The organism is Amycolatopsis sp. cmx-11-51 (assembly GCF_047608665.1).
Taxonomy (GTDB): domain Bacteria; phylum Actinomycetota; class Actinomycetes; order Mycobacteriales; family Pseudonocardiaceae; genus Amycolatopsis.
In genome coordinates this window covers 193,922-206,925 of record NZ_JADNQO010000008.1, presented here as the reverse complement: position 1 = coordinate 206,925, position 13,004 = coordinate 193,922, and the positions used below count along the sequence as shown (strand labels likewise).

The following is a 13,004-nucleotide window of genomic DNA, read 5'->3' as shown; positions in this document are numbered from 1 at the left end:
GATGGCAAGCACGCCGCTGAAGACAGCCGGACGGCGGTCCATAGCCCACATCCAGCACATCGAGGCCGTGCGGCCCGGCGCCGCCACGGGCCAGGTGCGGACGATCTACGGCCAGTGCGAACGCGACTTCGGCCTGATCGCCCCACCGGTCTCACTGCACTCCCCCGCGCCGGACCTGCTCGCGGCGACCTGGATCCTGCTGCGCGAGGTACTGGTCGCGGACGGTGTGGCCAGCCGGGCAGGCAAGGAGACCGTGGCCGCCGCCGTATCGGCCGGCAACGAATGTCTTTACTGCGTCAGCGTGCACCAAGCGACGCTGGCGGGCCTGGCGCCCGCCCGCGACGGGGAGCTGGCGTCGCTCGAGGACTGGGCGCGCGCGGTGGCGACGCGGGACGGCGCGGCCTCACGGCCCGCGCCGTTCCCGGCGGCCGTGCTCCCGGAGTACGCGGGGACCGCGGTCGCCTTCCAGTACATCAACCGGATGGCGACCCTGTACCTGCGGGACAGCCCGCTGCCGCCCGGGGTGCCGGGCATCGCCCGCGCCGGCGCGCTGAAGCTGCTCGGCAAGATGATGGGGACCGCGGCGCGCGTCACCGTCCAGCCGGGCGCTTCGCTCACCCTGTTGCCCGAGGCCGAGTTGCCCGGCGACCTGGCGTGGGCGGCGGGCAACACCACGATCTCGGCCGCCTACGCCCGTGCGGCCCAGGCGTACGAAACCGCCGGGGAGCGCTCGGTTCCCGGCGGGGTCCGGGCACTCGTGCTCGACGTGACCGGGCAGTGGGACGGCGAGCCGCCGGGTCTTGGGCGGGCGTGGGCGACGGAGTTCACGTCCGGTTTGGACAGTGGCGACCGGACGGCGGGGCTCCTCGCCTTGCTGACCGCGCTCTCCCCTCATCAGGTCGGCGACGAGCTCATCGGGACGTATCTGGCGGGCGGCGGGAACGGCCGCTCTCTGCTGGAACTGACGTCGTGGGCGAGCTTCACCGCCGCCCGCCGGACCGGATCGTGGCTGGTGCCCACGACGTGAGTCCGCAAGGCGAAAGGCCCGGCAGGGTTTCCCTGCCGGGCCTTTCGCTTGCGGGCCTTACTGCTGCCGCGACGACTGCTCCGCCGCGGTATCGGCAGGCTCGGTGTCGGTAGCCTCGGTACCGGTCGCCGGGACGTGTCGGAGCGCGACCGCGCTGAGCACCGCGAGCGCGACGAAAAGCGCGCTACAGATGATCGCGACGGTGTTGAGGCCGGTGGTGAACGCGGCGCGGGCGGCCGCGAGCAACTCGGGGCCCTGCGGTGACGGCAACTGCCCGGCCACCGGGACCGCGGCGGCGAGGTTGTCCGCGGCCGCCGTCGCGGACGGCGGCAACCCGCCCGGTACCTGGCCGGCGAACTCGCCGCGGTAGACGAGGGTGCAGACGCTGCCGAGCACGGCCACCCCCATCGCCACCCCGAGGTCGTTGCCCGCCTCGGACACGGCCGAGGCGGAACCCGCCTTCTCCTGCGGGGCGGCTCCCAGGACCAGCGCGGTCCCCAGCCCGGCAGGGAGCCCGACACCGAGGGCCATGATCGCGTACCCGATCCAGAGTTCCAGCAGCTGTCCCGGTCCGTCGATCCGGGTGAGAACCACGAATCCCGCCGCCGCGGTCAGCAGGCCGACGCAGAACAGGTACGCGGGCCGGACGCGGCGGGCGAGCACGGGGGCGACGAGGATGGTCCCGATCATGATCGCCGACGAGGGCGCCAGCCAGAGCCCCGCCGAAATCGGGGAAAGGCCCTCGACGTCCTGTAGGTGCTGGGCGATCAGGAAGTACGTGCCACCCTGCAATGCCGGGATCATCGAGCCGACCAGCAGCGCGGTGCTGAACGCGCGGTCGCGGAACAGGCTCAGGTCCATCAGCGGATCCGCGAGTTTCCGCTGCCGGCTCACGAAGGCGACCGCGAAGACGGCGCCCAGCACGAGCGACACGACCGGGAGGCCGTCAAAGCCCGCCTTGAGGAGTTCCTTGAGGCCGTAGACGAACGGGAGAACGGCGAGCAGGGACAACGCCACGCTGACCAGGTCCAGTTTCCCGGGGTCCGGGTCACGGGACTCCGGCAGCAGCACCGGCCCGACCGCGAGGAGTACCACCATCACCGGCACGCCGAGCAGGAACACCGAGCCCCACCAGAAGCTGTCCAGCAGCACACCGCCGACCACCGGCCCCAGCGCCATGCCGCCCATGAAACACGCCATCCACGCGGCGATCGCGACCCCCATCTGCCGGGGGTTCTTGAACATCGTGCTGATCAGGGCCAGCGTCGACGGCATCAAGGTCGCACCGCTGACCCCCATCAGCGCCCTGGCCGCGATCAGCATCCCGGCGCTGGTGGAGAACGCGGCGAGGATCGACGCGACGCCGAACAGCACCGCGCCGATCAGCAGCAGCTTGCGACGCCCGATGCGGTCGCCGACGGTGCCCATGGTCACCAGGAAACCGGCCATCATGAAGCCGTAGATGTCGGCGATCCACAACTGCTGGGTGCTGTCGGCCCCGAGGTCGACGCTCAGGTCCGGAACGGCCAGGTAGATCACGCTGAAGTCAAGCGACAACAGCAGGGTCGGCAGCGCGAGGACGACGAGACCGATCCACTCCCGCCGCCCGGCGCTCGGACCGGCGGTGTCCGCCGCGTTCGCACCCATCAGAAGTTCCTTTCCAGACCTGCCGGGATTCCCGGTGAGGGACTAGTGTCGCGTGATCCTGCTTGCTTGACGTTGGGTTTCGTTTCTCGGACGGCGATCTCGCGTGATCAGACGGCGGTTACGCGTGATTGGACGGCGATCTCCGGAGATCGCCGTCTGATCACGGGTAAGACCTGCAGGATCACGCGACACTAGACGGTTGATTCCGTGAAAATCACGTGAAGCTCGGTGAGGCGCTGCGACTGTCCACAGAGGACGCTTTTCGAGTCACATCGTCCGATTGGGTGCCGTATGTCCGTATCGTCGAGGTTGTGAAGGCCTTCTTGCCTACTTGAGGATCAGGGTCCCGGCAAAGTCGTGTTCACACTGCTCAGAGGCGCTTGGAGCGAATCTCCCGGTTCGTTTGGTGTCCCCACTGTGGCATTGCGTCTCCAATGCCACAGTGGGGACACCAGGACCAAGTGCCGGACCCTGACCCTGAAGGCAAGGAGGCCTTCACGACCTTGGTTCGCGCCGAAGGGGCGTTCGCGGGGTTGCACTCCACGCGATCTTCACAGCATCACTCATCCAGCACTCGTCATGCCCGGGACCGCGCTACATCACCGTGGTCCGGTACAGGAGCCGCTGGTGACGCTTGCTGTCGCACGGGGTACGGGTGTGCATCGTGGCCTGGTTGTCCCAGATGACCAGGTCGCCCACCTCCCAGTGGTGGCGGTAGACGTACCGGTCCGCGGTCGCGTGGGCGTGGAGTTCGTCCAGCAGGGCGGTGCTCTCCGCCGAGTCCAGCCCGACGATCTCACTGATGATCATGCTGCCCAGCAGCAGCGATTCGCGCCCGGTGACCGGATGCGCCCGGACCAGCGGCTGCTCCATGTCGGGCGTCCGCTCGAGTTCTTCCGGCGTCAGCGGCTTCTTGTGCGGATTGGTTTTCAGTTCCTCGGCAACCAGGTGCGCCATGGAATGCACGGCGCGCAATCCCCTGATGCGGCCCTTGAGGTCGTCGGAGAGCTCATCGTAGGCCGCCGTCGTGTCGGCGAAGAGCGTATCGCCGCCCACCTCGGGCGCGATCACCGAATAGAGCATCGAAGCCTTGCTCATCACTTTCTTGAAGGAATAATCGGTATGCCATTCTTCCTGTTCGTCGCCGTCATAAAGGCCGATGGGGCTTCCGTTCTCGAAGATATTGCTGATCGTCAGCACCTCGGGATATTCCGGAACCACGTACTTCGACACCGGGTAGACGTCGAGCGGCCCGAAGAGGCGGCTGACGCGAATGTGGTCGGCGTGCCCCAGCTTCTGACCGGGGACCACGAGGACCCGATACTTGATCAGGTCTTCGACCAGGCTGTCCACTGTGTCCTGATCGATCGGCGCGGCGAGGTCCAGCCCCGTGATCCGGGCACCGAAGGTTGACGAGATCGGTTTCGACTGATAATCGGCCATAAGCCTGAACCCTCCAGGATTCACCGGTGCCGGGACGTCATCCGGCAGGATTTGGCACGGAGTTCAACTCGACGAAGTCCGGCCGATGCCACCATTCCGCCGACCTGGGCATACCGCCGATTGTCGTCGTGATCGAGAACCCGGTGCACCTCAAATAGTGCCCACCGGCCGGTATTACCGCACCGGACGGCGAACCGCACCGGCACACGGCACTTCGTGATACGTGACCCCGGTCGGTCCGATGAGATGGTCAAGGAACTGCTCCGGCCTTTGCTCCCATTCCCGATCCTCGCCGAGAAGGACCCGGCGATTCGATCGTGCCGATCCGCGTGTCCGCTCGGAGGAACTAGACCGCTGGAAGCCTTTCGCCGCGGCGGAGCAGCCCGACCTGTGTTTGCCGTCGACGTCCAGTGCCTTCGGGCGTCGCAGAACGAGCGAGACGGAGAGACGAGCCATGACCAACAACCAGACCGGAAAGCGGGCCGTGGTGCTGGGCGGCAGCATGGCCGGGATCCTGGCGGCGCGGGTGCTGGCGGAATCGTACGCCGAGGTCCTGGTCGTCGACCGGGACGAGGTGCTCGGCGTGGACCGGCCCCGGCGGGGTGCGCCGCACACGATCCACGCGCACGCGCTGCACGCGCGCGGGCACTTGATCCTGGAGGAGTTGTTCCCCGGTCTCACCGACGGCCTGGCCGCGGCCGGTGTGCCCAGCTGCGACCTCGGCGAGATGCACTGGTACCTGAACGCGCGACGGCTGAAGCCGGCGCGAACCGGGCTGATCTCCGTGCTGGCGCCCCGGCCGATGCTCGAGGAGCACGTCCGGCGACAGGTCGCCGCGCTGCCCAACGTGACCTTCCGTGAGCGTCACGACATCCGAGAACTGGTTCCCAGCCGGGACCACACCCGCGTCATCGGGGTCAAGATCGAGGCACGGGACGGCGGCACCGGCGAAGAGACACTGACGGCGGATCTGGTGGTCGACACCACCGGGCGGGGTTCCCGCACCCCCGCCTGGCTGGAGCAGTTCGGCTACCGCAGGCCGGACGAGGACAGGGTGAAGATCGGGCTCGCCTACACCACCCGGCAGTACGAACTCACCGACGGCATCCTCGGCGGCGTCCCGTCCATCAACCCGATCGCGTCGCCCGCCCACCCCAGGGGCGCGTTCTTCGGCAGGAGCGGTCCCGACCTGGTCAACCTCTCCCTGACCGGCATCCTCGGCGACCATCCGCCCACGGACGAGGCGGGATTCCTGGAGTTCGTCCGGTCCCTCCCCATTCCGGACGTCTACGACGCGATCGTCGGCGCCAAGCCGGTGAACGACCCGGTGACCTTCCGCTTCCCGGCCAGTGTGCGACGGCGTTACGAACTGCTGCCCGCGTTCCCGGACGGGCTGCTCGTGCTGGGCGACGCGGTGTGCAGCTTCAACCCCGTGTACGGGCAGGGCATGACCGTCGCCGCGATGGAGGCGGCCGCGCTCCGGCGGCAACTGCGCCGGGGCGGCAGTCCACGGCCCGCCGAATTCTTCACCGAGATCGGCCAGATCATCGACATGCCATGGGAGGTGTCCGTCAACGGCGATCTGGACTTCCCCGGCGTCGAGGGCCACCGCTCGATCAAGGTCAAGGTGGGGAACGCCTACATGGCCCGGTTGCAGTACGCCGCGACGAAGGACCCCAAGGTCACCGAAGGCTTCATGCGGGTGGCCGGGCTCCTCGACCCGCCTCAGGCGCTCATGCGGCCTCGGATGCTCGCCCGGGTGTTGCGGCACGCCGTGCGGCGGCCGGCTCCCGGGAATTCTTGGCTCGAGCGCGAGCCGTCGTCCGGCGTGACCACCCGCCATCTCGGCTGACCGGTGAGCGGCTGCCCGGCGACGTCGTCGCGGGGCAGCCGCTCACCCGTCCGTCAGTCCCGGAGGCCGCGGAAGAACTTCCGCAGGTCTTCCACGTACAGCTCAGGCTGCTCCAACGCGCTGAAATGGCCACCGCGCTCGAACTCGGACCAGTGGGTGATGGTCTTGATGTCCCGGTCGGCGAGCCGTCGGATCGGCAGGACCATGTCGTGCGGGAACACGGCTACCCCGACCGGCACGGTGATCGGCGGATCGGGCAGCCCGCCGGTCAGCTGGCGGCGGTACTCGTAGTAGAGCTGGGCCGAGGAACCGCCGGTCCCGGTCAGCCAGTAGATCATGGCGTTCGTGAGCAGGGTGTCACGGCTGACCGCGTCCTCCGGGCGTTCCGCCGAGTCGGTCCATTCCCAGAACTTCTCGATGATCCAGGCGAGCTGTCCGACCGGGGAATCCGTCAAGCCGTAGGAAACCGTCTGCGGCCTGGTCGCCTGAAGCTTGAAATAACCCGAGAGTTCCGTTTCGAAAAGAACGTGCCGATCCAGCTTCACCTGGTCGGCCGGACTCAATCCCGCCACTTCTTCCGGATCACCCGAGGGCAACGCGACCAGCATGCTCGTGTGCACGCCGACGACGTGATCAGGATCGACACGGCCGAGTTCCAGCGAAATCAGTGAACCGAAATCCCCGCCTTGCGCCCCGTAACGCCGGTAACCGAGCCTGTTCATCAATTCCGCCCAGGCACGGCCCACCCTACGGATATCCCAGCCGGGCGCCAGATCCGGACCCGAGAACCCGTATCCCGGAATGGAGGGAATGACCAGATCGAAGGCATCGGCCGGATCTCCGCCATACGCCGCCGGGTCCGACAATGGGCCGATGACGTCGAGGAACTCGACGACCGAACTCGGCCAGCCGTGGGTGAGGATCAGCGGCAGGGCATGCGGCTCCGGCGAGCGCACGTGCAGCAGATGCACGGTCGCTCCGTCGATTTCGGTGCGATACTGGGAAAACTTGTTGATCCGCGCTTCGGCGGCGCGCCAGTCGTAACCGGTGCGCCAGTAGTCGACGAGCTCCTTGAGGTAGCGGAGCGGAACTCCGCGGGACCAGTCCTCCACGGCGGGCCTCGACGGCCACCGGGTGGCGGCGAGCCTGCGCCGCAGATCGTCGAGCTCCGCTCGGGGAATCTCGATACGGAAGGGATCCACGAAGAGTTCCTGCCTTTCGGTCGGCCGGGATCAATCGCGACCCGGACTTTTCAGTTCCGGGAAAATGCGTCGCTGAACGACGTTACGCCTTCCGGCTTCCACCGCTCAAGCAGCTCGGGGAACCGAAGTCGATGAGGCACATCGTGAGGTGGCACAAGGATAGTGAATGCGTAGTGTCGGTTTCGACCTCATCGCCGAACGTCCCCCTTGGAGAGGTTTCCATGGAAAGCCGTTGTCCCGTAATTCTGGACACCACCGGAAAGGACGTGCACGCCGAGGGCGCGCACCTCCGCGAACAAGGTCCGATAGCGCAGGTCGAGCTTCCGCAGGGAATTCGGGCCTGGACGGTCGTCGGTCACGATCTCGCCATGAAACTGCTGACCGACCCGCGCGTCTCCAAGAATCCCCGCCAGCATTGGGACGCCTACATCAACGGCGAGATCCGCTCGGACTGGCCGCTGGCGAGCTGGACGGCCATGGACAACATGACCACCACCTACGGCGCGGACCACACCCGGTTGCGGCGTCCGGTCGTCAAGGCGTTTACGCCGCGCCGGGTCCGGGCCATGCAGCCCTACATCGAGAAGACCGTGACGAAGCTGCTGGACGACCTGGCCGCGGTCCCGCCCGGCGAGGTCGTGGACCTGAAGCGGATGTTCTGCTATCGGCTGCCCGCGTCGATCATCTGCGACCTGTTCGGGATCCCCGAAGAATCCCGTGCCGCCATCCTGCGCGGCGGGGAAATGACCACGGACTCCTCCATCACGCCGGAGGAGGCGGAGGCGAACGTCCGTGACTGGACCGCGCAGTTCCAGCAGCTCCTCGAAGCCAAGCGCCAGCATCCCGGCGACGACCTCACCACCGACCTGATCGCCTCCGCCGAGGAGGACGGTGAGACGGGCATGACGGACAACGAGCTGATCGGCACGCTGTTCGTCGCGCTCGGCGCGGGTTCGGAAACGGTGATGAACCTGGTCACGCACGCCGTCCACAAGTTGCTCACCCACCCCGACCAGCGTGCGATGGTCGAGGACGGGCGGGCGTCCTGGGAAGACGTGATCGAGGAGACGCTTCGCGCCGAATCACCCATCAACATGTTGCCGCTGCGGTTCGCCGTCGAGGACATCGAACTCGAAGGGGTGACGATTCCCAAGGGCGACCCGATTCTGATGGGGTACGCCGCCATCGGCCGTGACCCGGAACTGCACGGCGCGAACGCCGGCGAATGGGACATCACCCGGACCGACAAGGATCACCTCAGTTTCGGCTACGGCACGCATTTCTGCTTCGGCGCGCCGCTCGCCCGGCTCGAAGCACAGGTCGCGTTGCCCGCGTTGTTCGAGCGGTTCCCCGGCCTGTCGCTGGCCCTCGACGCGGAGGAGCTGCAACCGCAGGGCACGTTCATCATGAACGGCTGGAAGACACTGCCCGTGCGACTGCTGGCCCCTGCCGAGGTCCGGTGAACGAGGGCGCTGTCCCGGCGGGGCAGTGCCCTCTCCCAGCCCGGCCCTCCGCGCCGGGTTTCGCGACAGTTCCGGATGCGAGAAAGCGAGACGACGATGACGACCACTGATCTTCCCGCGGACCAGGCCGCGGTCACGGACATCCCGCGGCGGCTGGTCACGGCGTGGGCGGCACACGACGCGGCCGCCTTCGCGCGGCTGTTCACCACCGACGGCACCATGATCCTGCCGGGCGTCTACTGCAAGGGCACCGAGGCGATCCACGCCCACATGACCGCGGCGTTCGCGCACGAGCTCGAGGGCACCAGGGTCACCGGGCAGCCGGTCGACCTGCGTATCGACGGAGAGCTCGCCGTGCTGATCACCCAAGGTGGCGTGCTCGCCTCCGGCGAGACCGAACCCGCACCCGAACGCACCATCCGTGCCACCTGGGTGGCGGTGAAGACCGGCGGGGAATGGCTGCTCGCCGCCTACCAGAACAGTCCCCGGGACGCCCCCGGGCCGACTTGATCCCTGCCGTGGCGCGGAGAGCGGCTTCGGCAACAAATTCCTAGGTGATCCGGAGGTACTTCGATGCCAAGCCCTGCCAAGCGGTTGCTCGAGGTGGAGGACTACCTGTTCTCCTTCATCGACGACACACGAGCGCTGGCCGAATCTTCAGGGGTAGCGCCCGTACCGCTCGGGGTCGGGGACAGCGACCTGCCCACCCCGCCCCCGGTGGTGGCCGCCATCCAGCAGGCCGTCATGGACCCCAGGTCGCACCGCTATCCCCCGTACGCCGGCACCGGCGAGATGCGTACGGCGGCCGCGAACTTCCTGGACCGGAGATTCGGGGTGACCACGAATCCGGACACCGAGGTCCTGGTGACGCTGGGGAACAAGGAGGCGATGGCGCACCTGACGCTGGCCTACATCGAGCCGGGCGACGTGGTGCTGGTGCCCGACCCCGCGTACCCGGTCTACGAGACCTGGGCACGCTTCTGCGGCGGCGAGGTGTATCGGGTGCCCTTGCGGCCCGAGCACGGTTTCCTGCCGAACCTCGATGAGATCCCCCTCGACATCCTGGCCCGCGCGAAGCTGTTCTGGGTGTGCTACCCGAACAACCCGACGGCCGCACTCGCCACCAGTGAGTTCTTCGACGAGCTGGCACGCTTCGCCCGCACCCACGACCTCGTGGTGGCTTCCGACGCGGCCTACACGGAGATCTACTACGACACCGAACCGCCGCCTTCCTTTCTGGCGTCGCCGGGGGCGATGGACTGCGGGATCGAGTTCCACTCGCTGTCCAAGACGTACAACATGCCGGGATGGCGAGTCGGGTTCGCCGCGGGCAACGCGGAGATCGTGGCAGCCCTGCGGGCGGTGAAGACCAACACCGACTCCGGCACGTTCGGCGCGGTGCAGCACGCGGCGGCCGCCGCCCTCGACGACACCTCCGACTACCCCCGGCAACTGCGCGAGACCTACCGGACCCGCATGCACACCTTGTGCGACGGTCTGGAGGCCGCCGGACTCGATGTCATCCGCCCCAAGGCGACCTTCTACTGCCTCGTGCGAAACCCGCCGGGCCTCGACAGCAGCGGCTTCGCGAAGCGCCTGCTGGAAGACGCCGGCGTACTCGGGATCCCCGCCACCGGCTTCGGCCCGGGCGGGGAAGGGTACGTCCGCTTGACGGTCTGCACCGGGATGGAGGCGATCGAAGAGGCGGTACGCCGCATCAGCTCGGTCACCTGGTGATCGGCCCGGTGGACGAAAGGGCGCTCGCTCCGGAGACGGAGTGAGCGCCTTTTCGGCGATGGCCGGTCGCGACACGAGTTGTCCTGGCCGTGAAGGCCTCCTCGCCTACCCTGAAGGTAGTGAAGCGTCCTTCGCTACCCGCCACTGTGATCCCTGGTGACACTGGGACAACCGTGACGCCAGCGCCCTGGCCCGCGGTCAGTGTCCCCGCGGTCAGCTCTCCATCTCGGTGGTGGGCTGGCGACGGGAGCGGAACACCCAGCCGCGCAGCAACAGGAAACGCACTACGGTGGCCGCGAGGTTCGCGAGCACCAGTGCGGTGATCTCGAGCGGCAACCCCGTTGCGGACAACGAATGCACGAAGGCGAGCGCGCCGCTGGTGAGCCCGAGCCCGATGCCGAACACGATCAGACCTTGGAACTGGTGCAATCCGGAGCCTTTCCGGCCGCGGATGCCGAAGGTCAGACGCCGGTTGAGCGCGGTGTTGCCGATCGCCGTCACCAGCAGCGCCACGAGGTTCGCCGCCTGTGCGCCGGTGAACGTCCGCAGCAGCAGGAAAAGCAGGAGATACGCGACGGTGCTGGCGACGCCGACGGCGGCGAACCGGACCAGTTGCCGCACGAGGCTCGGTGCCACCCCTGGCGCCCGCACCTGGATCGGCGCCCGGCCGAGTTGCTCGCGCAGGCCGCTGATCGGGACCCTGCCGGTCAGCGTCGCCTTCGTCAGCCGCACGATGCCTCTGAGGTCGGCGGTCGCGGTGGCGACGATGTCCACCGACGAGTCCGGGTCGTCGATCCAGTCGACCGGGACTTCGTGGATCCGCAGCCGAGCCTTTTGCGCCAGCACGAGCAGTTCGGTGTCGAAGAACCAGCCGGTGTCGTGGATATGCGGGAGCAGCCGCTCGGCGACGTCGGCGCGGATCGCCTTGAACCCGCATTGCGCGTCGCTGAACCTCGCCGCCAGCGTGCCGCGCAGGATCAGGTTGTAGCAGCGGGAAATGAGTTCCCGTTTCGGTCCGCGCACCACTCGCGCGCCACGGGCGAGCCTGCTGCCGATGGCGAGATCGGAATGTCCGGACAGCAACGGCGCGACGAGGGGGCCGAGTGCGGCTAGATCGGTCGAGAGGTCGACGTCCATGTAGGCGAGCACCGGAGCGTCCGAAGTGGACCAGACAGCGCGAAGGGCGCGGCCTTTCCCTTTTTCGTCGAGGTGGCGGACTTCGACGTCGTCGAACTCGCGGCTCAGCTGTTCGGCGATGTCCAGCGTGCCGTCGGTACTGCCGTTGTCGGCGATCGTGATCCGAAAGGGGTACGGGAACTGCTCCACGAGGTGGTCGCGCAGCCGCCGGATGCACGGCTCGAGGTCGGTTTCCTCGTTGTAGACCGGGATGGCGACGTCGAGGATCAGGCTCCCGGTGGAGGCGATGGCGGGCCGGTGGCCGGGTTCGGCGTGGAAGGCGACAGCGGCTGTCGTGTCACCGGCCTCGGCCATCGGGCCGAGGCCGGCTTGCGTCTCGCCTGTGTCGTTCTCTTGTTCCGGCATCGGCTTCCCCGGCTCGGGTCACGGACGGCGACACCGTCCACAATGGTCTTTTCGCCGCTGCCGGGGAAGCAGCGGGTCTGTCTGTTCCGGACGTGTTCCTGGAGCCGGGAGTCACCACTGTCACCGGAAGCCCGCCACGCGATCCCGCCCGCGGCCTCGGTACCGGGAGGCACCGAGGCCGCGAGCGGGAGCGCGGCGAACGAGGAGCGTTCAGCCGAGAATGCCGTGGCTGAATCGGCTTCGTCGCTGGAGACGATGATCGTCATGCCTTCCGGTTCGGGCGACGACCTCGCCCGTGCTGCCCCGGCTCGCGCCCTTCCCCCGCCGGGCCGCGGTAGGCCTGCGCGATGTCCAGCCAATGCTCGGCCACGTCACCGCTCGCGGTGACCGCGAGGTCGTCACGATGCCTGCGCCGGGTCACCAGGAGACAGAAGTCCCTCGCCTGACCGGCGATTCGCTGCGGCGCGTCCTCCGGCCCGTACACCCAGGTCGTCCCGGACGGGCTGGTCAGCTCGAACCTGAACTCGGTCTCCGGCACCGGCAGACCGCGGGAGAGGTAGCCGAAGGTCCAGGTCCGCGCGCCGAACGCGGTCAGGTGACCGAGCAGCAGGTCATCGTGTTCACGGTCGACCCCGAGCGCGTCGGCGATGTCCTGCCCGTGGGCGAACAACTCCATGATCCCGGCACTCGCCAGCACCTGGGCGGGCAACGGGTTCACCAGCCACGGGACGAGCGTGCCGGCCGGTACCGCCTCGAGTGCTTTCGCCGCGCTTTCGCGTTCGAGCCGCCAGCGTTCGAGCAGCACGTCCGGAGGTTCCGCCAGGTACTCGGCGAGCGCGTTCGCCACGTTCTTCGTGAAGTCGTCGTCGAGCTCGGACATGACCGCCACGAACCGGTCGGGGGCCGACCCCGCCAGGCCTGCCATCCGGAAGGTCGCCGTCAGATGGGCGATCTGGTGCGCGACCGTCCAGCCGGGAGCGGGAGTGGGTGCCCGCCATTGCTCCGCGTCGAGCCCGGCGACCATCCCGTCCACCGCGTCGCCTTCGGCTCGCAACGCGTCGAACACGTCAGGGGATCCGTTCACATGCCTT

At 68.0% G+C, this 13,004-nt stretch carries 10 protein-coding genes; 5 read left to right on the top strand and 5 right to left on the bottom strand.

The window, feature by feature from the left end:
* The first annotated feature begins 1 nt into the window (after nt 1).
* On the top strand, nt 2-1,027 hold the full coding sequence (locus ACM6LU_RS25995; RefSeq protein WP_414940374.1) for a carboxymuconolactone decarboxylase family protein: 1,026 nt from the start codon (nt 2-4) through the stop codon (nt 1,025-1,027).
* A gap of 57 nt (nt 1,028-1,084) precedes the next feature.
* On the opposite strand, the gene ACM6LU_RS25990 is transcribed toward ACM6LU_RS25995, so the two are convergent.
* Nucleotides 1,085-2,674, bottom strand: a complete 1,590-nt coding sequence (locus ACM6LU_RS25990; RefSeq protein ID WP_414940373.1) for an MFS transporter — start codon at nt 2,672-2,674, stop codon at nt 1,085-1,087.
* Nucleotides 2,675-3,268: 594 nt separating this feature from the next.
* Nucleotides 3,269-4,117, bottom strand: coding sequence for a TauD/TfdA dioxygenase family protein (locus ACM6LU_RS25985; protein ID WP_414940372.1), 849 nt, complete (start codon nt 4,115-4,117; stop codon nt 3,269-3,271).
* Nucleotides 4,118-4,571: 454 nt separating this feature from the next.
* Between ACM6LU_RS25985 and ACM6LU_RS25980 the strand changes: the two genes are divergently transcribed.
* Entirely contained in the window at nt 4,572-5,969 is a 1,398-nt protein-coding gene (locus tag ACM6LU_RS25980; protein WP_414940371.1) for an FAD-dependent oxidoreductase, read from the top strand.
* A 53-nt stretch (nt 5,970-6,022) separates the two neighbouring features.
* Here the strand turns inward: ACM6LU_RS25980 and ACM6LU_RS25975 are convergent, their stop codons facing one another.
* Nucleotides 6,023-7,171, bottom strand: coding sequence for an epoxide hydrolase family protein (locus ACM6LU_RS25975; RefSeq protein WP_414940370.1), 1,149 nt, complete (start codon nt 7,169-7,171; stop codon nt 6,023-6,025).
* 221 nt (nt 7,172-7,392) lie between these two features.
* On the opposite strand from ACM6LU_RS25975, the gene ACM6LU_RS25970 reads away from it, so the two are divergent.
* The 3 genes from ACM6LU_RS25970 (at nt 7,393) to ACM6LU_RS25960 (ending at nt 10,371) form a co-directional block, all read left to right on the top strand.
* Nucleotides 7,393-8,634: a cytochrome P450 family protein gene (locus ACM6LU_RS25970; RefSeq protein WP_414940369.1), complete on the top strand. Its 1,242-nt coding sequence runs from the start codon at nt 7,393-7,395 to the stop codon at nt 8,632-8,634.
* Between the two features lie 96 nt (nt 8,635-8,730).
* Nucleotides 8,731-9,144: an SgcJ/EcaC family oxidoreductase gene (locus ACM6LU_RS25965; protein ID WP_414940368.1), complete on the top strand. Its 414-nt coding sequence runs from the start codon at nt 8,731-8,733 to the stop codon at nt 9,142-9,144.
* A 63-nt stretch (nt 9,145-9,207) separates the two neighbouring features.
* Complete coding sequence (locus ACM6LU_RS25960; protein ID WP_414940367.1) at nt 9,208-10,371, top strand: aminotransferase class I/II-fold pyridoxal phosphate-dependent enzyme; 1,164 nt, start codon at nt 9,208-9,210, stop codon at nt 10,369-10,371.
* A gap of 213 nt (nt 10,372-10,584) precedes the next feature.
* Here ACM6LU_RS25960 and ACM6LU_RS25955 read toward each other — a convergent pair whose 3' ends face one another.
* Together ACM6LU_RS25955 and ACM6LU_RS25950 are read right to left on the bottom strand one after the other, a co-directional pair.
* Nucleotides 10,585-11,862, bottom strand: a complete 1,278-nt coding sequence (locus ACM6LU_RS25955; protein WP_414940456.1) for a glycosyltransferase — start codon at nt 11,860-11,862, stop codon at nt 10,585-10,587.
* A gap of 313 nt (nt 11,863-12,175) precedes the next feature.
* Complete coding sequence (locus ACM6LU_RS25950; protein ID WP_414940366.1) at nt 12,176-12,997, bottom strand: TIGR03084 family metal-binding protein; 822 nt, start codon at nt 12,995-12,997, stop codon at nt 12,176-12,178.
* Between the last annotated feature and the right edge of the window lie 7 nt (nt 12,998-13,004).